The organism is Streptomyces sp. MMS24-W38 (genome assembly GCF_059889265.1).
Genome location: NZ_JCBCPP010000001.1, coordinates 2,042,803 through 2,063,901 on the forward strand (window position 1 = coordinate 2,042,803; position 21,099 = coordinate 2,063,901).

Annotated in this window: 22 protein-coding genes, 1 rRNA gene and 1 pseudogene; 8 read left to right on the forward strand and 16 right to left on the reverse strand. The window is 65.1% G+C overall.

Features of this window, described 5'->3' with window-relative positions; genetic code table 11:
• Positions 1-305: 305 nt before the first annotated feature.
• Positions 306-437, reverse strand: a pseudogene (locus AC6F7H_RS07955) (IS110 family transposase); the annotation flags it as partial.
• Between the two features lie 91 nt (positions 438-528).
• Between AC6F7H_RS07955 and AC6F7H_RS07960 the strand changes: the two are divergent.
• Entirely contained in the window at positions 529-723 is a 195-nt protein-coding gene (locus AC6F7H_RS07960) for a hypothetical protein (RefSeq protein WP_500756130.1), read from the forward strand.
• Positions 724-771: 48 nt separating this feature from the next.
• Here the strand turns inward: AC6F7H_RS07960 and AC6F7H_RS07965 are convergent, their stop codons facing one another.
• The 6 genes from AC6F7H_RS07965 to AC6F7H_RS07990 form a co-directional block, all read right to left on the reverse strand.
• A complete protein-coding gene (locus AC6F7H_RS07965) occupies positions 772-1,011 on the reverse strand; it encodes a YbdD/YjiX family protein (RefSeq protein ID WP_500756131.1) in 240 nt (79 codons plus the stop codon).
• On the reverse strand, positions 1,008-3,224 hold the full coding sequence (locus AC6F7H_RS07970; RefSeq protein WP_500756133.1) for a carbon starvation CstA family protein: 2,217 nt from the start codon (positions 3,222-3,224) through the stop codon (positions 1,008-1,010). Before AC6F7H_RS07970 ends, AC6F7H_RS07965 begins: the two co-directional genes overlap by 4 nt.
• Before the next feature lie 173 nt (positions 3,225-3,397).
• The gene (locus AC6F7H_RS07975; RefSeq protein WP_500756134.1) at positions 3,398-3,790 is read right to left on the reverse strand and encodes a hypothetical protein; all 393 of its coding nucleotides are present in this window, start codon (positions 3,788-3,790) and stop codon (positions 3,398-3,400) included.
• Entirely contained in the window at positions 3,790-5,733 is a 1,944-nt protein-coding gene (locus AC6F7H_RS07980; RefSeq protein WP_500756135.1) for a DUF4132 domain-containing protein, read from the reverse strand. Before AC6F7H_RS07980 ends, AC6F7H_RS07975 begins: the two co-directional genes overlap by 1 nt.
• Before the next feature lie 26 nt (positions 5,734-5,759).
• Positions 5,760-6,110, reverse strand: a complete 351-nt coding sequence (locus AC6F7H_RS07985) for a hypothetical protein (RefSeq protein ID WP_500756136.1) — start codon at positions 6,108-6,110, stop codon at positions 5,760-5,762.
• Positions 6,111-6,361: 251 nt separating this feature from the next.
• Entirely contained in the window at positions 6,362-7,780 is a 1,419-nt protein-coding gene (locus tag AC6F7H_RS07990) for an ATP-binding protein (RefSeq protein ID WP_500756137.1), read from the reverse strand.
• Between the two features lie 636 nt (positions 7,781-8,416).
• On the opposite strand from AC6F7H_RS07990, the gene AC6F7H_RS07995 reads away from it, so the two are divergent.
• The 4 genes from AC6F7H_RS07995 (at position 8,417) to AC6F7H_RS08010 (ending at position 10,654) form a co-directional block, all read left to right on the forward strand.
• Positions 8,417-8,683 (forward strand): hypothetical protein, encoded by a 267-nt coding sequence (locus AC6F7H_RS07995; RefSeq protein ID WP_500756139.1) that lies wholly within the window; start codon positions 8,417-8,419, stop codon positions 8,681-8,683.
• A complete protein-coding gene (locus AC6F7H_RS08000) occupies positions 8,680-9,072 on the forward strand; it encodes a PIN domain-containing protein (RefSeq protein ID WP_500756140.1) in 393 nt (130 codons plus the stop codon). The genes AC6F7H_RS07995 and AC6F7H_RS08000 overlap by 4 nt, the downstream gene beginning before the upstream one ends.
• Before the next feature lie 938 nt (positions 9,073-10,010).
• Positions 10,011-10,262, forward strand: a complete 252-nt coding sequence (locus AC6F7H_RS08005; RefSeq protein ID WP_073946283.1) for a hypothetical protein — start codon at positions 10,011-10,013, stop codon at positions 10,260-10,262.
• The gene (locus AC6F7H_RS08010) at positions 10,262-10,654 is read left to right on the forward strand and encodes a PIN domain-containing protein (protein ID WP_384016235.1); all 393 of its coding nucleotides are present in this window, start codon (positions 10,262-10,264) and stop codon (positions 10,652-10,654) included. The genes AC6F7H_RS08005 and AC6F7H_RS08010 overlap by 1 nt, the downstream gene beginning before the upstream one ends.
• Before the next feature lie 247 nt (positions 10,655-10,901).
• Here the strand turns inward: AC6F7H_RS08010 and AC6F7H_RS08015 are convergent, their stop codons facing one another.
• A complete protein-coding gene (locus AC6F7H_RS08015; RefSeq protein ID WP_500756142.1) occupies positions 10,902-11,573 on the reverse strand; it encodes a site-specific integrase in 672 nt (223 codons plus the stop codon).
• Positions 11,574-11,694: 121 nt separating this feature from the next.
• On the opposite strand from AC6F7H_RS08015, the gene AC6F7H_RS08020 reads away from it, so the two are divergent.
• Both AC6F7H_RS08020 and AC6F7H_RS08025 read left to right on the forward strand, forming a co-directional pair.
• A complete protein-coding gene (locus tag AC6F7H_RS08020; protein ID WP_500754596.1) occupies positions 11,695-12,819 on the forward strand; it encodes an ISAs1 family transposase in 1,125 nt (374 codons plus the stop codon).
• Positions 12,816-13,313, forward strand: a complete 498-nt coding sequence (locus tag AC6F7H_RS08025) for a hypothetical protein (RefSeq protein WP_500756144.1) — start codon at positions 12,816-12,818, stop codon at positions 13,311-13,313. Before AC6F7H_RS08020 ends, AC6F7H_RS08025 begins: the two co-directional genes overlap by 4 nt.
• 182 nt (positions 13,314-13,495) lie before the next feature.
• On the opposite strand, the gene AC6F7H_RS08030 is transcribed toward AC6F7H_RS08025, so the two are convergent.
• From AC6F7H_RS08030 to AC6F7H_RS08055, 6 genes are all read right to left on the reverse strand, one after another.
• A complete protein-coding gene (locus AC6F7H_RS08030; protein ID WP_500756145.1) occupies positions 13,496-13,708 on the reverse strand; it encodes a helix-turn-helix domain-containing protein in 213 nt (70 codons plus the stop codon).
• Positions 13,698-14,228, reverse strand: coding sequence for an NUMOD4 domain-containing protein (locus AC6F7H_RS08035; RefSeq protein WP_500761709.1), 531 nt, complete (start codon positions 14,226-14,228; stop codon positions 13,698-13,700). Before AC6F7H_RS08035 ends, AC6F7H_RS08030 begins: the two co-directional genes overlap by 11 nt.
• Positions 14,229-14,716: 488 nt before the next feature.
• The gene (locus tag AC6F7H_RS08040) at positions 14,717-15,529 is read right to left on the reverse strand and encodes a hypothetical protein (protein WP_500756147.1); all 813 of its coding nucleotides are present in this window, start codon (positions 15,527-15,529) and stop codon (positions 14,717-14,719) included.
• Between the two features lie 71 nt (positions 15,530-15,600).
• Positions 15,601-15,795 carry a helix-turn-helix domain-containing protein gene (locus tag AC6F7H_RS08045; RefSeq protein WP_500756149.1) on the reverse strand — a complete coding sequence of 65 codons (195 nt, stop codon included), beginning with the start codon at positions 15,793-15,795 and terminating at the stop codon, positions 15,601-15,603.
• 516 nt (positions 15,796-16,311) lie between these two features.
• Positions 16,312-16,866, reverse strand: coding sequence for a hypothetical protein (locus AC6F7H_RS08050; protein WP_500756151.1), 555 nt, complete (start codon positions 16,864-16,866; stop codon positions 16,312-16,314).
• Positions 16,856-17,077 (reverse strand): hypothetical protein, encoded by a 222-nt coding sequence (locus tag AC6F7H_RS08055; protein WP_500756152.1) that lies wholly within the window; start codon positions 17,075-17,077, stop codon positions 16,856-16,858. The genes AC6F7H_RS08050 and AC6F7H_RS08055 overlap by 11 nt, the downstream gene beginning before the upstream one ends.
• Positions 17,078-18,213: 1,136 nt before the next feature.
• On the opposite strand from AC6F7H_RS08055, the gene rrf reads away from it, so the two are divergent.
• Positions 18,214-18,330, forward strand: a 5S ribosomal RNA gene (rrf, locus tag AC6F7H_RS08060).
• A gap of 66 nt (positions 18,331-18,396) precedes the next feature.
• On the opposite strand, the gene AC6F7H_RS08065 is transcribed toward rrf, so the two are convergent.
• Together AC6F7H_RS08065 and AC6F7H_RS08070 are read right to left on the reverse strand one after the other, a co-directional pair.
• Complete coding sequence (locus AC6F7H_RS08065) at positions 18,397-19,374, reverse strand: BsuBI/PstI family type II restriction endonuclease (RefSeq protein ID WP_500756154.1); 978 nt, start codon at positions 19,372-19,374, stop codon at positions 18,397-18,399.
• Between the two features lie 19 nt (positions 19,375-19,393).
• Positions 19,394-20,923: an Eco57I restriction-modification methylase domain-containing protein gene (locus tag AC6F7H_RS08070; protein ID WP_500756156.1), complete on the reverse strand. Its 1,530-nt coding sequence runs from the start codon at positions 20,921-20,923 to the stop codon at positions 19,394-19,396.
• Positions 20,924-21,099 lie beyond the last annotated feature (176 nt).

Sequence of the window (21,099 nt, forward strand, 5' to 3'; positions counted from 1 at the left end):
CAGGAGAGCGGACAGACGCGCGGAATGAGCAACCATCCCGAGAGGGCCACCCCGAGCGACAGAGGGTCCCCGTCCACGGTCTCGTGGCGCGGCCCGTCCCAGGGTGGGGTCCCGGGACCGTACCCGGCCTTACGAACGCGGGGTGTGACGGTGCCGACGGAGGACGGTGGCACAATTCGCGGCGCTACTGCGGGAGCTGGAGGAGCTGTCCGCCGGGGTGCCGCGGAGATCTCGGCGGGGACGGACGACACAAGATGTTGATCCGAGCCGACCTGCCTGTGGGCTGGTTCATGCAGCCGTCGCCCGGGGACACGGGGTTCGTAGAAGGTGCCGTCCCGGAGCATCGCGAACAGCACGCTGATGTGGTGGCGGGCCAGGCGGAGGAGAGCCTGCGTGTGGGTCTTTCCGCGGGCCCGGCACTTGTCGTAGCAGAACCGGCCGCTCGCCCACGCGACCGCCGGGAACGACGCGGCTACGCCGATCCCGGCGGTGCGCATGCCCTACCGGGTCTCTGCGAAGGACCCCGAAGTGCTGCAGATCACGGCCGCCACCATTACCTGCGCCTGCGGTTGGTACCTGGAGATGGGCTGGCCCTCCCAGGGCCGCACGGGCGCCGTGCGGATCGACGACCACGGTCGTCCGTTCCGTACCAGCGCCGTCGAGAACCTGAGCCGCTACGCGTACGACACCTCCGCCCGCCACTGGTCACCCCACGCGGACTGAACGCGGCCCGGTATTCCACACCTCGGCTTCGCGAACGGCGCCGTTCCGTCAGCAGCAGCATCCGCCCTCACGCGGGTCGCTGTCCCGGCGGTCGGTCCGGTCGTGCTCGAACTCCCGGCGGCTCAGGACCGGCCGGCCGGACGCCTGGGCCCGCTCGGCGTAACGGCCGTATGCGTGCTCGCCGTTGAGTTCACCCAGGTACCAGCGGAGCCACGCCGCACCGCGGCGGGCGCGCGCGAGGGCACCGCCCCGTGCCGTGGCGGACGCGACGGCGCCGGGGGCGGTCACCGGGAGCCCGCCGGGGTGCGCACGGCATCGGCGGTCTCCGCTTCGGGCCGGCTCGGAATCCGGGACTCCACGTACTCGGACTCCGCGAGCGGCAGTGATCCGCCGTTGCGGATCGCCTTGACGGCGGTCCGGGCGCAGGCGAGCACCACGACGATGGTCAGGACCGCGAACACCACCGACAGCGTGCCGGTGACCGTCGAGTTGGTGACGACGGTCGCCATGTCGTCCAGGGACTTGGCCGGGGCCAGGACGGTGCCCTGGTCGAGCGCGTCCTGGTACTTGGCGCGCTGCGCGAAGAAGCCGATCGCCGGGTCGTCGGAGAACACCTTCTGCCAGGAGGCGGTCATGGTGATCGCGAGCGCCCAGGCCAGCGGAACCCCGGTCACCCAGGCCCACTTGAGGCGACCCGACTTGATCAGCAGGGTGGTGGAGATGGCCAGGGCGATGGAGGCGAGCAGCTGGTTGGCGGTGCCGAAGAGCGGGAAGAGCTGGTTGATGCCGCCGAGCGGATCGGTGACGCCGACCCAGAGGAAGTAGCCCCAGGCGAGGACGACCACGGCCGACGTGATCCAGATGCCGGGCCGCCAGTCCTTGTCCCGGAACCGCGGTGCGACGTTGCCGAGCGTGTCCTGGAGCATGAAGCGGCCCACGCGGGTGCCGGCGTCCACCGCGGTGAGGATGAACAGCGCCTCGAACATGATCGCGAAGTGGTACCAGAACGACATCATGCCGGTGCTGCCGAAAGCATCCGCGAGGATCACCGCGATGCCGACCGCGAGCGTCGGCGCGCCGCCGGTGCGGGAGACGAGCGACTCCTCACCGACCGAGTCCGCCATGTGCTGCAGGGTCTCGGGGGTGATGTGGAAGCCGAAGCCGGCGACCGCGTCGGACGCGGACTGCAAGGTGTCACCGAGGACTCCCGCCGGGGCGTTCATCGCGTAGTACAGGCCCGGGTCGAGAATGCACGCGGCCACCAGGGCCATGATCGCGACGAAGGACTCCATCAGCATCGAGCCGTAGCCGATGAGGGGGACGTGCGACTCCTTCTCGATCATCTTCGGGGTGGTGCCCGAGGAGATCAGCGCGTGGAAGCCGGAGAGGGCGCCACACGCGATGGTGATGAAGGCGAAGGGGAAGAGCCCGCCGGCGAAGACCGGCCCGTTGCCCTCGCGGGCGAAGCTGGAGACCGGGTCGACCGTGAGGTCCGGCATCGCGAACAGGACACCGAGCGCGAGCAGCACGATCACTCCGACCTTCATGAAGGTGGAGAGGTAGTCGCGCGGTGCGAGCAGCAGCCACACGGGCAGGACGGAGGCCACGAAGCCGTAGGCCACCAGGCAGAACGCCAGCGCGGTGGGCGACAGGACGAAGATGTCGGCGAACGAGGACTCCGAGACCCAGTTGCCTCCGAGGATCGCCGCGATCAGCAGGACGAACCCGATCACGCTGACCTCGGTGACCCTGCCCGGCCGCAGATAGCGCAGGTAGCAGCCCATGAACAGGGCGATCGGAATGGTCATCGCAATCGAGAAGGTGCCCCACGCGGACTCGGCGAGGGCGTTGACCACGATCATCGCGAGCACGGCCAGAATGATGATCATGATGGCGAAGACCGAGATCAGGGCCGCGATGCCACCGACGCGACCGATCTCGTCGCGGGCCATCTGCCCGAGCGACTTGCCGTTGCGGCGCATCGAGAAGAACAGGACCACCATGTCCTGGACCGCGCCCGCGAAGATCACACCGACGATGATCCAGATGGTGCCGGGAAGATAGCCCATCTGCGCGGCGAGCACGGGACCGACCAGGGGACCCGCGCCCGCGATGGCCGCGAAGTGGTGGCCGAAGAGGACGCGCTTGTCCGTCGGGTGATAGTCGACGCCGTCGTTGAACCGCTCTGCCGGGGTGGCGCGCCGGTCGTCGACCTTGAGGACCTTGCGCGCGATGAACCGCGCGTAGAAGCGCTGGGCGATCAGGTACGAGCCGATCGCGGCGGCCACGATCCAGATCGCGGAGACCTTCTCACCACGGGAGAGCGCGAGCACGGACCAGCCCGTTGCGCCGAGTGCGGCGACGGCCGCCCAGATCGCCACTTGGGCGGGGTTGAATCTGCGCACTGTTACGTTCCCTGCTTCTCTCGCAGCCAGCCGGCGGGTTGGCGCCGACGTCGGTCGGACAACACGTGGCCTACCGAACGGCACGGCTGTCGACATCGGACGCGACACCCAGCTGTATCGCCGTCCACCATCGCGGAATGGCGTATTCCGCAACGGAGAACTTAAGCGCGAGTAGTTGCGACGTCAATAATGTATTTGTATCTCACATCTTTCTCTGGCGTGTACAGGACCGCTGTCCGTCCGCCCAGGCGGAGACGAACGGCCCGGCATCAGCCGCCGGCGAGGGCGACGAGCTTGACGAAGACCAGGTCCGGGCCGGTCGTGAGGTCCACGGTCTCGTCGAGGCTCTCCACCTGGCGGTCCCCGGTCAGCACGAAGAACCCGTTGGACAGGAAAGCGTGCTCGGTGATCTCCGCCTGGCGCTCCCAGTCGATGCGGCGGGGTTCGCGGAGGCGGTAGCCGTTCAGTTCCGTCTCGGCGTCGTCGGGGCGGACGAGGCCGTTGAAGCGATCGGTCGGTCGGGCGTTGTGCCGGGCGACCTCCTCGCGGACCCGAAGCCTGATCAGCTCCCGTACGGTCATCCGTTCCGGCAGCCCCGCGACCTGCCACTCGGTGACCGGCCTGCCCGCCGGGGTCTCGTCCCGGAACGTCACGGTGGTCATCAGGCGCCTCGCTCGATCTGCCTGCGGATGGACTCGTCGGTGATCGCGGTGTCGGCGGCGAGCAGGAACGCCTTGCTGAGGATCAGCGCGAGGCGGTCGTCCTCGAACGGCAGGAACACCGTGCCGCCTCCCCTGGGGCGTGACGGAACGATGCACAGATAGGCGTTGTCCGGTTCCATGAGGATGTTGGACGAACCGATGTGGATCCGGTACGTACGCAGGTCGCCGCGGACGACGAGGAAGCGACCGTCGAGTGAGCACCGGTCGGCGATCTTCAGGCGCGGCAGGATCCGCTCCAGGACGTCGCGGCGCGCCTCGGCGCTTTCCGTCAGCTCGGCGAAAGAGGCCCGCTCCCAGTAGGCGCGCTCGGGGCCCCGGTCGCTCCAGTCGGGATCTGCCGCGATCGAGGTCACGCCCACGAAAAGGTCCACGTCACGCATCGCCTCGCTGAACACCAGCGCCGGCACGTCGGCGAGCGGCGCCTCCCGCCATGCGCCGTCCGTACGGCGGGCGAAGCGCACCTGATCGGTCGCGGCCAGCTCGTGGCCGCCCGCATGGTCCGCCAGCGAGTGGAAGAAACGGACCTGCCACTGCCCCGCCGCCAGGGTCCGCACGGCCTCGTCCTCGCTGCCGCCGTCCCAAGGGCCCAGCAGGTCGCTCGACCACCCGCGGGACCTGAACAGGGCGAACATCCTGCGGTAGTGGACGAGGTGTGCGGCGAAGCGGTTGGAGTAGACGCGGGTCTCCTCCTCGGCCGGGGTGAGGAGGTAGATCTCGCGGAACGCCTGCTTGAACGGCTGCCGGATCCGCCGTTCGGTCAGCAGGTCCCGCCAGGCCCGTACGGCGTCGGGCCCGGAGCGGATCGGGTGCCAGAGCCGTACGGAGGCGTCGTCGGGCGCGACGGGGAGATCCCCGGCCTCGGGGAGCACGGCCCGCCATTCGCCGGGAGCGACCTCGATCTCCCAGATCAGTCGCCGTACGACGGACCGCGCGAGCGGATGCCCGGCCAGCTCGGCGCGCCACCACCCGTACGGGTGGACGGCTTCAACGGTGAAGCCACCCTCCAACGCACGTGCAAGAGTGGAGAGTTGGACGTTCACCCGCTTGACCAGGTCCCGCAGCTCCTTCACCAGGCCGCCGTGGTCGCGGCGTACGGCAGCCGGGACACCGCGCAGCGGGCGGCCGTCCTTGTGCCAGGCCAGTTCGGCGGTCTCGGCGACTGTGACGACCGCAGTGCAGTCGCCCGCCTGTCTGCGCAGCACACCGTCGGCATCGAACCCCGACGTCGGGAGCCGCAGCGCCACTTCGGCCCGTTCGGCCAGGGCCGCCTCGAGCTTCTTGAGCATCTTGTCGAGTTGCTTGGGCACACCGGCGTGCCGCACGGCCGTACGCACGGTACGGATCGCGGTCACCAGTTCCGGAGTGGGGAAGTCCTGCCCGGCGCGGACCAGTTCGTACAGCAGTGCCTGCGACGGCAGGGTCCTGGCGGCCGTTGGGGCGAGGACGATCCGGGGCAGCAACCGGTCGAGCAGCTCCGGCAGCCACGGCTCGTCGCGCAGCAGCGCCACCCGTGCTGCGTGCCCGAGCACGACGACCTCCCGGGCCGTGAAGGCCTTGTCCGCCCGGTACGGGATCTCGCCCGCGTGGATCGCGTCGGCGCGGTCCACCGCCGCCGTGAGGGCACGGTGGGCGAACGCGGCGTAGGCCGGTATGCCGGCGATCCGCCTCCACACGTCCGGGAGCGGCGGCGTGTTGAACGAATCGCCGCGCTCGGTCCCGGCCAGCAGCGCCCGGTCGACCGGGTCGATGTCGAGGCCTGCGAGCATCACGATCTCGTCCACGGCGATGGGGCCCTGGTCCCGGCAGAGGCGCTCCGCGGCAAGGCGCAGCGCCTTGTCACCGGCGAGCCCCGCCACCGCGAGCAGTGCGTACGGCTGGTGCATGTCACCTTTCCCCACAATGAAGTCGATCAGGGTGCGGGCGCTGTCGGCGAGGTCGGGCAAGGGGTCCGTGCAGCGCACCACGGCGACCGTTCCGAGCGCGAGGTCCGCCCCCGGCGCTCCTTCAGGTGCGTGACGAGCACCTCGAACATCCGGCGGTACGCCTCGGTCGTGCAGCGCGGCTGCCGGTCCCGGCCCTCGCGCGTGGCGGCGGAGCCGATCAGTCTGGCCGAATGCCCGGCGGAGAGGCTCACGGTGCAGGCCGCCGGGAGCAGGGTGCCGAGTTCCTGGCCGGAGATCCGCGACACATCGCGGTACCCGATGTCGCATTCGAAGTCCGGGGCGGTCATCGCGCGCGGCAGCTGAGTGGCGAAGCCCATCAGACGTTCCTCCAGCCCGGGCGCAGGGGCGTCACGCCGGCGATCGAGGTGCGGGGGTGGAGCGGAAACGGCATGGCGCGATCATGGCAGGCCGGACTGACGATCCGACCGCGGCATCCCATGGGCAGCAGCGCCCCTCGGACAGCGGGTCGGCCGGCGCCGACAAGGAGCCGAGGTCTGTGGGACTTCTCCGCACCGTCTGCGGCCTGATCCCGCTCACCGACTCCCGTGCTTCGCCTGCCATCCGCCACTCACAGCGGCCAAGCGATCAGCAGATCGCCGGGGCCGTAGGCGGCATCGAGCCCCGGACAGTCGACTCCGCCGCGGGAGACCGCCACGACTGGAACAGGAGCGTCGGTGAGGGCGGCTCGGTGCCGATGGAGAGCTGCCAGGTCGTGCCGGTCGAAGGGTGACTGTTCCAGCCACTTGACGGAGCCGACGAAGAGCAGCTCCTTGGCAACGGGGGCGCGGTCCGCCCCGACGATGTCGATCTCGACGTCGTTGGTGCGGGTCCAGTAGCCGCCCACTGCGGGGGCCGCGGGGAGCCGGTCGTCGGGCAGTATCCGGGCGAGCGCCTCGCGGATGAGCGGCTCGATCGCCCGGCCGCGCCAACTGGTCCAGCTCTCCCGGATCCGCGCCAAGGTCAGATCGCCCCGCCCCCGCTCGATCTCCTCCATGGACGGGCCGAGCAGGTGCAGCCAAAACCGCAGGTAGGGATCTGTCACCCGGTAGCGACGGTCCTTCGACGGACGCAGCGATACGGGCAGCTCCGCAGCGACGATCCGCTTGTCCTTGAGCAGCTCCAGCGCTCGCTGCAGCGGCGTGGCCCCGATCCCGCCGGCCGCACGGGCGATGTTGGTGAAGGTCCGCTCACCACTGCCGATAGCCGCCAGCACCGTACGCGCCTGAGCCTGCGGGGGGAATTCGGCAGCCAGCGAGCGCTCCGCCGACACCAGCAGGGCCGAGACCGGGTCACTCAGCGCCTCGCCCAGGAAGTCCCACAGCCCTGCGCCCCGCGGCCACTCCGCGCAGATCAGCGGCAGCCCGCCGGTGACCAGCGCGGCATCGAAGGCTTCCGCCGGATCCAGCCCGAGCATCCGCCCCACCTCGGCGGGATTCAGCGGTCCCAGCACCATCTCCCGGCCGCGCTGATGGAAGGGTCGGCCGTAGCTGTTCAAAGCCTCCATCATCGACAGATCGGAGCCGATGAGGACCAACAGCACCGGCTTGGTCTCAAGCACCCGGTCCCAGGCTCGTTGCAGCATCCCCTCAAAGGCGCCACCGACATCCATCAGGTACGGCACCTCGTCGATGACCAGCACGCTCGCCCGGTCGGCGGGCAGCGCCGCAGCCAGCACATCGAACGCGGCATCCCAGCTCTCCGGCCGCGCGGCAGCCACCAGCCCCGCCAGCGGCAGCGTCGATGTCCGGGCGTCCCGGGCCAGCCGTGCCAGATCGTTCCCAGGGGACGCACCGGTGGCCGCGTAGAACAAGAACGGGGCTCCAGAGCGCTCCGCAAACCGCTCGACCAGTCGCGACTTGCCCACCCGGCGCCGCCCACGCAACATCACGCACCGACCGGGCCGCTCCCCGTCAACCCCTGCCGCCACCTTCTGCAGCTCTCGCTCCAACGTCGCCAGTTCCTGGCGACGGCCCACGAAATCCACCACGCCTGTCGACCTCCACTCATGACACTAACGTCAATGTTACTAACATAGACGTTAGTAGAATGCCTTCGGCAGTCGTCGCTCACGGTCACGAGTCGCGGACCCGCGTCCCGCACGGTCCGAGGGAGGGGTCACCGAAGCCCATGCCGGCACAGCAGGGATGAGCAGGGGTGATGACAGGTGACGAGAGGTCAGGCTTCCCGGCACCATCCCGGCACGGGAAAGACCAGGGGTCCGACTCCGAAGAGTCGGACCCCTCCTGACCTGCATGTTTGCCAGATCAGCGATGACCTTCCGTTACCACCGCATGTGAGGCAGGGCCAATTTAACGGCCCTGTCTCACATGCGGTGGTGACGATAAGCAGTTGTCGTGGCTGGTAGTGACACTCCCAGGCCAGCATGGGTGACGCGATCGTCAGCACCATGCTTGTCCTGCTCGGTGGCGCGTCTGCGACTGCTCTCCTTGAAGCTCGGACCAGGCACATCAATGATGACGCTCTGTCACCACCGTATGTGAGACAGGGCCGTTAAATTGACACACCCAGACCTGGCGGTCGAGCGGAAGAGACTCAGGGGACCATCCCCCCACCTCCTCGAAACCCGCCCCACATCGACGCCATACAGGAGTATGGTGTTGGTATGGCTACCAAGAAGGTAACGATCACCCTCGATGAATCCTTGGTCGCGGCCCTGGCGGGCGCCGCCGAAGAAGAAGGCATCCCGCTGTCCCGGCTCGTCGCCGGAGCAGCTGAGCGAGAGTTGCGGCTGCGAGCCGGACGGGCCGTGATCCAGGAGTGGCAGGCGGAGCACGGAGGCTTCACCCCCGAGGAGCTCGCCGCCGCCCGCTCCGAGATGGCCGACGCCGACGCCGAGTACCTCAGCGGCTCGAGGGCCTCGGCCGCGTGAACATCCCCTACCTGTACGACGCCGGTGCGCTCATCGCCATCGACAACGGCGACCGGCACATGTGGGCCCGCCACCATCTGGCTCTGGAGGACGGCCGGGACATCCACGTCCCCTCTGTCGTCGTGAGCCAAGCGTGGCGGGACGCTCGGCGCCAGGTCCGGCTCGGCAAGTTCCTCGCCGGATGCGATGTCGCGCCCGTGGGCCTGGAAACCGCCAAGGCTGCGGGCATCCTGTGCGGCAAGGCAGGCACTGCCGACGTCGTCGACGCCACCGTCGTCGTCATGGCCTCCACCCTCGGCGCCATCATCTGGACCTCCGACCCGGACGACATCCGCACCCTCATCGACGCCCAGGACATCAAGCCCGCCCCCGTCATCCGCACCGTCTGACCTCCCGTGATCCCCGGCCGACACCCGGCCTGAGGGTCAGCACCAAGTCAGCACACGACCCGGAAACGGCCCAAATCCGCAGGAGAAAACAGGAAGGGGCCAGACCCGAAGATCTGGCTCCTGACCTGGGGTTTCCTACCCCGACCAGCCGCTTCCGGCGATCAAGGAATCAGGCGCTACACGTTGAAGCGGAATGCCTGCGCCCCGATCCTGGCCTGCGGCGGAGCCCCATCCAGGGCTCTGACCAGCTATTTCTCCGTTGGCATGCGTTGGGTCCCGATGGCTGTTTACGAGTGTCCTGCGGACTGGCTGCGGACCGGCCTACGAGGGTCTCGACGGAGCCGAGGTTCCTGCGCAGCTCCGTCGCGATCTCTTCGTCGCCACCCCCGGCCGGCAGTGGCCAGGGGCCCGCTCGCCGTTCGCCACAACAAGGCTGCTCGCGAACCAGACGAGGCGGGGTGCGGGCACGAAGGAGTCCCGGAGCCATCGCGCGAAGACAGCGGCTTCGCCGGCGGTCACGTCGGTCAGAGTGATGTAGGCATAGGCGGGCATAGGCATCGACGCCGTCCCGTCGATCCATAAGCCAGGCGCCAGCTCGATCTCAAAATCGAGGACGGGGACGTCGTGGATTCCCGAGATCCGATAGTCCACGATGGGCTCGGGAAATGCCTCTCTCAGAGCCCTCTCCAGGTACTCGGCTGTGGCACGCCAAGCTCCGCAGTCATCCTGGGGCGGGTAAAGGCGAAATGGGTGCGGATATTCCGTTCAGTGGGCACGGTCTTCCTCCGTCTCACGGCACGAATCGCGTCGAGCCCCGGCGTGACCCTCTGCGGACCGGGCAGCCTCCCGCAAGGCGGCGCCGGACACGCCGAGCCGCCTCCGGCGCCGCCATGACTATTCACACCCACAGAGTTACGACCGCCAGTAGGATCGGCACCATGAGCAGTAGCAGAAAGTACTCCATCAGCCTGCCCGAGGACCTTGCCGAGGCCGTACGCGCCCATGTCGGACCCGGTGGCTTCTCCGCCTACGTCGCCGAAGCCCTCGAACAACGGGTCGCCATGGACAAGCTTCGGGAGATCGTCGCCGACTTCGAGACCGACAATGACGAGCTCACCCGCGAGGAGGTCGAGGCCGCCCGCGCGCTGCTGCGCCATGACCACCGACAGGTAGGCGGTGCCGCCGCCTGATGCCCGGCACACTGCTGCTCGACAGCGAAGGACTCTCCAAGCTCTACCGCAAGGACCGCACCGTCGTGGCTCTGGTCCAGGCGGCATCGGAGGAGGGCATCCGCGTGATCACCAGCGCCATGACCACTCTGGAGGCCGATTACGAGCGGATCCACCCGGCCCGCATCAAGTGGGTCCTCTCCCGCGTCGACGTTCACGACGTCACCAGAGAGGTCACCGACGAAGCCGCCGCCCTCCTTCGCGCCCATCATCTCCACGGCCACAAGTACGCCATCGACGCCGCCTTCGCCGTCATCGCCCGCAACGCGCCCCAGCCGGCCACAATCCTTACTTCCGACCCCGAGGACCTGACGCTCCTGTGCGGCCCCTCCGTAGAGGTCGTCAAGGTCTGAAGCGTCGGCCACAGCCACTCCAACCAGGTCGACCGTCAGCCACAACACTTCGCAGACGAGGACTTCCCGCGGACAGACATCTGCGCCCGACCCACCGACAAGCGGGCCGGGCGCCAGATTTGATGAGACGTCAGACGTTGAAGCGGAACTTCCAACGAGGGCCATATTGCCCAGTGACCCCAAGGGCTCTGCCCCCTCTCAGGCTGCCAAGTCACCACCAAATCACCACCGTTCGGCGAGCCGCCACTCAGGCAGCCGCAGCCAGGGAAACCGGCGAAGTGGGGCGAAGCGCACTCTGAATCACGTCCCGGCATCGGTCCCAAGCCTCGGGGACGATGTGACCGTACGTGTTCGCCGTGACGTTGATCGACTTGTGCCCGAGCCACCGGGAGACCTCCAGGAGGCTGACGCCGTTTGCCAGAGCCGTTGAGGCGAAGAAGTGCCTCAGGGAGTGCGGGGTGAACCGTGCCTCACCCTGCCCGTCCACCAGGTCGGCCGCCTTGCACGCCTTCTTGAAGTGGTAGCCGTAGGTCGACGCCGTGGGCATGGCGCCCTTACCCCGCTCGCGGGGCGAGAACAGCACTTCCAGGCCGTCTACCTCAACCGTCCCCCAGCGCTCCAGGTGAGCATCAATCTCCTCTTCGAGGAAGGGGGCCGTGGGTACGTCCCGGTACTCCTCGGCCGTACGGTGCTTCAGCGGGACGAGACGGGTCACACAGTCCCCGCGGTTGGCCTTCGCACTGACCTGACGGCGGAGCCTCAGGAAGCCGTCCCTGCGACAGTCCTTGGAGAAGCCCAGGGCCTCACTGATCCGGAGGCCGGCACCCGCCATCAACCAAATGGTGAGCCGGTACTGAGGCGAGATGGCCTCTGAGAGAGCGTTCACCTCAGCCAGGGTCGGGATCCAGGGCTCCGGCAAAGTCGTTTGGTAGCCCTGTGACGTGTGGTTTTGCGGGTGGGTGAGGTGCGCGGGCGTGTTCCGGTCCGGTTGGATGGAGGTTCCTACGCCTTCCGTCCGACCAGGGAACAACGCCCGCGCCATGCCATCGTCTCGCATCTGCGTGCCTGTTCGCACGCCCGTCCCGGAGCGCGAGCTCCTCGTCGACCTGCTCGGCCGGATGCCCGATCCGCGCCGCCGGCGCGGGGTCCGTCACCCGGTGAGTGCTCTGATCGCGGTCGCGGTGTGCGCGGTGATGGCCGGAGCGCGGGGTTTCACGGCGATCGGGGAGTGGGCCCGGGACGCCGGAGCGGTAGCCGTGAAACAGCTGGGCCTGGTGCGAGGCTCGGTGGACGAGTCGACGCTGCGGCGCCTGTTCGCGAGGCTGGACGCGGACCGCCTCGACGCGCTCCTGGGGACATGGGCGGCGACGAGGGCCTCGCTGGTCGCGGGCCGGCGGGTCATCGCGATCGACGGCAAGACCGTCCGGGGCGCACGCGGCGGTGACGCCCCGGCCCCACATCTGGTCGCCGCGCTCGCGCACGGTTCGGGAGCGGTACTGGGCCAAGTCGCCGTGCGCGAGAAGAGCAACGAGATCCCCGCGGCCAGAGAACTGCTGGATGCCCTCGACCTGGACGGGGCGGTGGTCACGATGGACGCGCTGCACACCCAGCACGCCACCGCGGCACTCGTGACCGAGGCCGGCGCCGACTACGTCCTGACCGTGAAGGCCAATCAGAAGTCGTTGTACGCACGGCTCAAGGCTCTGCCCTGGGCCCGGATACCTGCTGTCACCAGAACGGACCGCGGACACGGGCGCCGCGCCACCCGAACGATCAAGGCCGTCGCCGTCCCCGCCTGGATCGACTTCACCGGGGCCGCGCAGGTCGCCCAGCTGCGGCGCACCGTCACCAGGAAGGGCACACGGACGGTCGAGATCGTCTACCTGATCACCAGCGCGGACGCCCGCACCGCGCCCCCGGAGCTGCTGGCCACATGGGTGCAGTCGCACTGGGAGATCGAGAACCGCCTGCACTGGGTCCGCGACGTCACCTTCGACGAGGACCGCTCCCAGGTCCGCACCGGCAACGCACCCCGCGTCATGGCAGGCATCCGCAACACCGCGATCACCCTCCTCCGCCTCCACGGCCACCAGAACATCGCCGCCGCCCTACGACACCACGCCCGCGACACCGACCGCCCCGTCAGCCTTCTCCTGACCGCATGACCGACGACTTTGCCGGAGCCCTGGGTCGGGATCTCGTCCTGGTCCACCGCGGCCGTAGCGGTCTTGAGAGGCGGCACATCATCGCAGGGGCTGAACGCTATGCGCCGTTCCTTCACGGCCGCCGACATCATGGAGCGAAGGACGTTCATGCGGTCGTTGACCGTGGCGGCAGCCAGGCCGCCTTTCACCATCTCGGCCTGGAGCCCCTTCACGTCGGCGGCCGTGAGGCCGGCTATCGTCTTCCGACCCAGGTTCGGGACCAGGTGGTTGGTGATGAACCCCTGATAGTTCCGGCGCGTCGATTCGTGGACGATGTGGCGAGAGAGCCATTCATCAGCCCAGACACGAACAGGAACCTTCCCCCGGTCAGGATCCACGTAGACACCCTGGTTCTTTTCGTTCTCAACCTTGGAGGCAAAGCCCTCGGCCTCGCGCTTCAGCTTGAAAGAGCGTTCCCGCTTCCTTCCCTGCCTGCCGCCGGGCTCTCGATATGAAACCGTCCAGGAATGACCGCACCGCGTCTTCTCGCACGGAAAGTCCTTACTCTGCCGGTCGGTCTTGCACTTCTGGAAGATGCTCGCCACTCGCCCTCTTCTCCTCTACCGATAGGCACCGAAGGGAGATCCCTTCGAGCCGAATTACTACACCAGCACCTCAACCGAAACAACCCACTTTGTTAGTTGGTTCTGTGCTGCTCTAGCCATTGCTCAACGTCCCGCACTCGAAACCTCAAGTGCCGGCCGACGCGATGCGCCGGAATACCCCACTCCCGATAGCAGCCCAGGAGAGAGCGCTTAGATATGGCAAGGTATTCTGCCAACTCTTCCGGAGACATAAGGCGGTTCGATCCACCAGCGGACATAGCTTCTCCCTCTCTCCTACTCGACATGCCGCCAAGCCTTGCCCGTTACCGCGTTATGCATCGCGGCCGGCGTCACTGCGAATTCCTCGGCCAAGGCAGAGGCCCCCACCAGAGGATCACCAGGTGCGTAAACACTTCGGCAAAAGCGAACGATGCCCTCAGTCAGCTTGGCGTTCGGGTGATCCTCGCCGCGGGCATAGTCGTCCAGATGAAAGGCAGACATGACCTCAGGAGATGCGTATTCGAGGTTCGCTAGCCGATTATCGGCGTTTTCCTTGTTCAGATGGACCACAAGCGCCTCATCCTCGGGAGGTTCGCCGACAAAGGCGATCATTACAAGGCGATGCACAAGCCGACGCGCATATCTACCGTCCTTCCTCAGCGCGACATATCGCATCCCCTTCTTGTGTGCCTGGTCTCGCAGAATCTTGGGTTGTTCGGCACGGTGAGACCGGCCGCGAACCTTCCAGGACCGGACACGACCCATGTCTGAAACGTCGTACCAACCATCAAAGCCAGGAATAGGCTTCCAAGACTCCTCTTCCATCACCGGGCCTCTATTTCTCGCTCCAAGGCTCGGCGTCGATGCCAAGCCTGAGAGCAGGTGTAGCAGCGGATAGACCAACCATCCGACTGGGCGATATTCCGGGGGAAGGAAGCGATTGGCAGCTCTTCCCCGCAGTCCTGGCAAACCTTTGCTTCAGGCTTCGCAGTCAGATCGTCCATGCGGGAAGGACGGCCGTACAGCTCTAGCCAGTGATCTGGGCAGTATCGAATAGCCGAACGAGAGGCAGTAATCGACCCAGGGGAAGAACACCCGTACGACCAACATGGACTCTTACGTCCGTCACGCCGCATTGCTTTCAACTCCAAATAATTAAGGGGCCCCGGCTAGCCAGGGCCCCTGACCCATCCCGCGAGGTAAGCGGGTGGTCTATCGGTTTTCGGGAATCACATCTCCATCGGGCCAGTGCTCGGGATCGCAGCCGGCACTGACCCTAACGACGAACTCGCGGAGGAGACTCGTGGAGATCCTCAGTAGATCTCGCCAACGTGGCTGGCGTCCGGGTCCCCTACAGACTTGCTGTAGTACTGCCTCGGATTGCGAGGCCCGGCCCATGCCTCTACCGGAGCAGGCGGGTTCGGGTTCGGCTCGATAAGGCCGTCGACCTTCACCAGGGAAGCGAGGTGTGCCTCGGTGTGCTGGAAGTCCAATGCCAGGGACGCCTCAAACGTAAGGCGTCCATCCTCGGTCAGCTCCCAATACTCCAGATTCTCACCCTGGCTGTTGCCATGGGTCGGGTAGACGTCGAACCCACCGGCAGTGACACACCAGGAGAACAGGGATGCATGGCGTTCCAGGGTGGCCCTGGCAGCCACCATGGCGTGGTAAGCCTTCTCCCACTCGTCACGGGCCTTGGCTGCCTTCTCGGCCTCCTTGAGTCCCATCGTCCTCAGCTCTCCGAGCAGGGCGTTTGAGTACGCCTCCTTGGCCTCCTGGATCAGGACCTTGAGAGCTGCCACCGTCCGGGTGTAGTCGTCCATCTTGGCCTTCACCGGGGCCAGAAACTCATCCTGGTCAGGGAGCAGATTGCCAGCCCCTACAGCGGCAATCTCGGCATCCCGCAGCTCCCTCTTGGCCTCTTCCAGGGCAGTGGAGCTGTACCGAGGCTTACCCTCCCAGATCTCTGAAACATCCCTAGTGCGGTATCGAGAGTTTTCCTGAACGTACTTCTCGTGAGCTTCCTCGGCGTCCTGATACGCCTTCCTGAGGTTCTTCACCTTAGAGCTCAGAGGGAGATCCGCCGGGGGCTCGGTGGCAAAGTTAGCGTCATAGGGATTAGGCATGGTGATACTCCTTGTTGGTGTCAATCATCGAGTCAACGACCTTGGCAACGTTCTGCCGTTCCAAGTCGCCCTCAGTAGATCTTCTCGGCGAGGCCAAGAGCCTTGGCCATGCGTTCGACATTTGCGGCCGGGGGAATCCTGGTCTCCTGCTCGTAGCTTTCGATCGAGCGGACACTTACTCCACACTCCTTGGACAGCCGAACACGAGACCACCCCTGAGCGTTCCGGGCCTCCTTGAAGCGGACGGCGTCGTACTGCACCTGCATCTTCTTCCTCCGTGTTGGTGGGAGTGGTGTGTTCTAAGCCCAAAAAGAGAAAGCCCCCTCGGAAGGGGGCAACTCTGACTGAGACTGACGACTCAACAAGAGAGGTATTTTCTCCCTCTCTCACTAAGGATGTCGGTGTCAATGTCCTTGTTCTGGGACACCACCACCAGAGAATGAGACGGGAGTCACAGAGAATCAGGCATAAGAAGCCCTGTTACGGCAGCGGAAGCTGTCGTTTCCTAGCCCTACTAGTTCGGTCCTTCGAACCGCTCTACGGTCGTTTCACTCCCTTGCCTGGGCTGGCTCAGGGCGGACCAGGGACTACTAGAGAAGCAGAGGGCCAGGGTTGGAGCCCTGGCCTACTGAGGACATACAAAAGGCGCCTTCAGAGGGCGCCTGCTAGTGATCTTATTAAGTTGTTCTGCTGGCCCTCCACCACGTCGGCCCAGGCTATGAAGAGCCGCCCCCAAAGGCGACTCCCTCTATATTAGAGAGGAAACTTCTAGTTTCCGCAGGTCAGAGTGTTTCAGTGCGCCATATTTGGCGCGGTACTCCTTGGGCTGCCCCCAGCTCCCGCATCCCCTGAGCCCACTCGGCATTACCGATGCCCGACCGGTTCACCTCTTGAGGGTCGACCCAGCACCCCAGGTCGTTCGACCAGAAGTGCCCGTCACATCCGCGGGGGCACTTCTGCTTCCTCTTGAGCCCTTGTGAGGCAATCTCAGTGGGGACCACCAGGAGAGCGGCCGAAGACGCCGGGGCGAGGAGTTGAGCGTCCTTGAGCGTCCTCACAGCCCTCTGCATGCTGCGCTTGGGTACGTCCGGCATAGCGGCCCCAAGCTCCCCGGCCTCCAGGTGGACATGGCCCACGTTGTTCATACGGTCAAGAGCGAAGTGGAACACTCGCAGGTCGTTACTCAAGGCCGTGTTCGACACAAGGGGGTGCACTCCTCTGTGCTTGTGGACCTTGACGAACATGCCCGGCTCGTAGGGCTGCTCCGCGGCCTTGTGCTGCCAAGCCTTGCCGTCCGACTTGAGCGGGCCGGCCTCCGTTTTGATGTCAGATCCCATTCACGTTCCTGTCTGCTGCCTGCTGGGTCAACTCGTCCGCGTCCTCCAGGACCAACAGCACCATGGCGTCATCGATGGTTCGGTACGCCAGGGGGAGGCTGTAGCGGAGCACCTTCTTCATGAGCCAGGCCGCACAGTCTCGATCCATACCGCCCTGATACACGGCCAGGGTGATGCCCTCCAGGAAGGCGTCTTTCTCGGCCTTGGTCATGACCTCACTCCTTCCGCATCCGTGTTGGTCTCCTACTTCCATTTAAAGCACACTTCCGACGGCTCCACTCCCCTGAATTTGGTGACCTAGATCACTGTCCCAGGTTCTTCACGTCGGCCTCGATGCGCTTGGTTTTTCAAGGTGGCCCCAGGGCACATCCAAGGGTGCTCGATCAGCACAAATCCCCAGGTCAGAGCAGCCAGAGACCCTCCATCCGATGCCGGTCGACACCCTTTCCAGGGTGTTTCTCCGGCTGAATTAATTGATTCTCGATTATTTCAAACCCGTACACGATCGAAGGAAGATGCCCCCGGCGGGTCCGCTCTTATTGATTTAATGTATTACCCCCACTGTCACGCGATGACCGAAGGAATTAATTGCCAGAGCAATTAATTCCCTACTGTGCCGCCAAGGGAGATGCGCCCGCATACCGCTGCACTGCGTGGCAATGTCCGCACCCCCGATATTCCGTGTCCACACAGGCTACGCAGCGATGGGAGCGCGTCGACGTTCGGGGCAGGATCCCCTCCGGGAGAGGAGGAATTAATTCCCTCCTCGGGGGCCTGAAAGAAATAATTAGCTCCCGCACTTGCTTTCCTGGAGGCTTCTGCGTACATTCCAACGCAGCGCGATTCAACGTTCACGTTATAGCGGTATTGCGAGGAGTGAGATGGACGACTTTCCGACGAAGCCTGCGGCGTTGATCAACCTCGGCGGCTTGGTGTTGAGGTCACAGACGCTGATCACTGACGCTCTGTTGACCTACGCAGAACGGGCAGATTCCCCAGATGAGTCATTTGAAGCCCGCGAGGCCGTGAGAGAAATCAACCGATTGGTAGAGGAATATCATCGCTAAGTGCGTGAACGAGGCGATGGCAAGGAGCCATTGAGCGCGCCAGGGCCTGTGCCTACAGGGCGGCCCAGCTGCACTAGACGTGCCGACTGGCATAGCTCCGCAGTGAGCGGCAGGCTCGCCAACCGTCGTCCTGCTGACTGGAACAGGCGCCCACCAGATCAGGTCAGACCCCGCATGCGGACGTGCGTGAAGCCCCTGGTCAGCCACGCTCCGATTCCATGTACAATCTCTTACTGAAGACACGGGATCTGCTCTCCAAGCAGTCCGCGTCTACCCGATTTTCGGTGACCATAGCGGCAGGGAAACGCCCGGTTACATTCCGAACCCGGAAGCTAAGCCTGTCAGCGCCGATGGTACTGCGAGGGGGACCTCGTGGGAGAGTAGGTCGTCGCCGAGCTTAACCACTGAGAGCCCGTCCGTTCAGCTGAACGGACGGGCTCTCGTCATTCAATCTGCTGGTGTCTCAGTTGTAGGGCCCGAGGAACCGGTCGCCATTGAAGTGAACTAGGTGGGTGGGGTTGTCGGCGCACCACACATCCGTCTCCCAGGCGATGTCCCTGAGGTACTTGCGTAGTTCCACACGAGATGGCAGGGCAGAGATGAACACCAGGCCGGCCGTCGACCCTTGGAACAACTCGTTCAACTCTCGGTACCTTTTGTGATCGACAGGGCCATGACTTGACGCTGCTTCAATGAGTACAAGCCAGTTCTTCTCCCGAAGATAGACCACGACATCAGGCATCTTCCCGTGGGAGTCAACCTCTACGTGAAGCGACGCAAGCGTCTCCTTGTCGAAGACCGCCCACTTGTCGTCCGCATCTCCGATGTACAGCACTTCGCCGTTGGGCGTGTACCGTTCACAGAATTCGTTGATCACCTGGGCGATCAAAATGTTCTGTCCGCCAGGGCTGAGGGCGACTTCCTTCCCGCCGGGCAGTTGAAGGGGAATCCTGTGCATCTGACGCTCACGCGCGTACAGCGACTGCAAGCCAGGACGTTCAGCAAGATATTCCTCGAGCCGCTCCTGGAAGTCGTCCTGCTCGAAGGCTGTAATGAGCCCGTAGGCCGCTGGCTCTATCTGATAGCACCAGTTGGGCGAGTTCGTGGGGCGGTCTGGCCGGTCGGGATTCTGAACCACAAGTCCGGCTTCGGTGAACTGATGTAATGTGAACCGGCGAATCGTCTCCCGAGTGTTCGGCTTGTAGTCCTTTCCGTACACCTCGCGAAGCCACTGCATTATCTGAACTGTGCGCAACATGGGCCGTTCGGCTGCATGCCACTCAGCCTCGGGCTCCAACTCCAGCAGGGCAAGCAGCACAAGGGCGGAACGTTCATTGGACTGCTCGGCATCGAAGCCTAGCAAACCCAGAATTTGTCGTGCCTCAGCTATCTTCTCCTCGCGCCAGTCGCCGAGAACATCTATTGCGGTCTGCTCGCTCACCTAGCTCCTACCTCGTTATTCACTTGACGTGTTGGCTGATCAGCTCATCGATCTCTTCTTGCCCCAACCAGGTACCGGACTCCCATGAGCGACCCATGGCAGAAAGTTGCTCGACGCTCGGATATCGCAGACTTCTCAGATCCGTTGCGTTGACCTGTGTATGCCCGTTGAAGCGCCGAATGAAGCGGTCGAGAAGGGTTGAGTTCAGCCAGATACACAACCCGCGGGCCACTTCAACGGGCAGTCCCGCACCATCCACATGGAACACATTCACATGATTCTCAAACCCGATGCGCTCACAGGGAACCTGTTCAGGGTCGAATACGACAGCGATTACGCGACGCTTCTCTTCCTTTGAGGAGAGGCGTTTAACGACCACGTAATAGCCCAACGGAAACGTCAACTTCTCCGTTTTCTCATTGAGCATGATCGCATTGTTCTTCTTCGCTCCAGGCACCGGCCAGACGATGGCGCCATCACGCATGTGGAGCGGGTAGATTAGCGGCACTGCCCCGTCGACATGCTCTGGGCGGAGATGCTCCTTGCTACGGAAGTCGACAACACGCCCCGTGGAGACCTGAAGCCCCAAGTCAGAGAGGGTGACCGGCAAGCTCGCATGCAATGCAGCAAGCTGAGTGTCCCCTTCATCTGCACTGATGTGAATGAAGAACTCTCGGTCATTAGGGTGCACAATCTCCACATAGGGCACAGATCGCTGACGAACCTCGTCGGAGTAGCTTCGGCTGGTCGACACCACGACCGGCCCTCGCTCAGCGACGGCCATCCGAGTTGCCGCAAAGATGACGTTCTCTTGCAGCACAGCAGTGTCAGCGAAGACCTTGTTACGCGCCTCAAAGATGTGCATGCGGTCGAGATGCATCCGCTCAAGAAAGTACTGGCGGAACGGCCGGAAGTAAGGGCCGTTAGCGAAGCTTCGGGGAGTGATGGCCAGAAGCTGTCCGCCAGGACTCAAGAGGTGGACGCCGAGCGCCATGAACGCCGAATAGAGGTTCGAAGTCTCAGTACAGACCGACGAGACGAGCTTCCTCTCGCGCGAACTTGCTGCGAGCTTCTTGTACGGCGGGTTCATGATGACCAGGTCGAAGGGCTCTGGTGGCTCGCCCCACAAGCCGTCTCCCTCGGTGGCCCAAGAGATGAAGTCACCGCGCACCAGGTTCACCTCAACGTGCGCGTTGAGGCTGTTGGCCGTGTTAACACAGTCATCGAGAGTGGCTTGCAGTGCCGGGTGCAGCTGTGGGTCTACCTCGCAAGCGGTGACGCTGATCTTCACCCCCGGACACTCCACGAGAAGCCTCGCGACGAGAGATGCGGTCAGAGAGCCAGCCCCAGCTCCGGGGTCAAGGATGCGGAGAGTGCCCGCTTCTGCCAGCCTCGCCAACGATGCGATGAAGTCAGCGGCCGGCGCGGGGGTGAAGAACTGGCCAAGCTTGGCCCGCAGGCTTGAATCGAGAGCGGCCGAGGACTCTTGTCGCCGCGCCTCCGTCCTGAGGACAAGATCCATCGCCAATGCAGGTGCTTCCGTTGCCATGCACACAGCCTACGCATCTGGGAGCACTGGGGTGGCCCAGAGTCTCTAGCGCACCCCCCGTCGCGGGCGCGCGTCGGCACCATCAGCTCTGAGTAGCTCAGACGCCTGGGCTTCTGTCGTTGCCGGTCGGCGTTGGACAACCTCGCACGCGGCCCAGAACCGGCCCGGCGGACCCG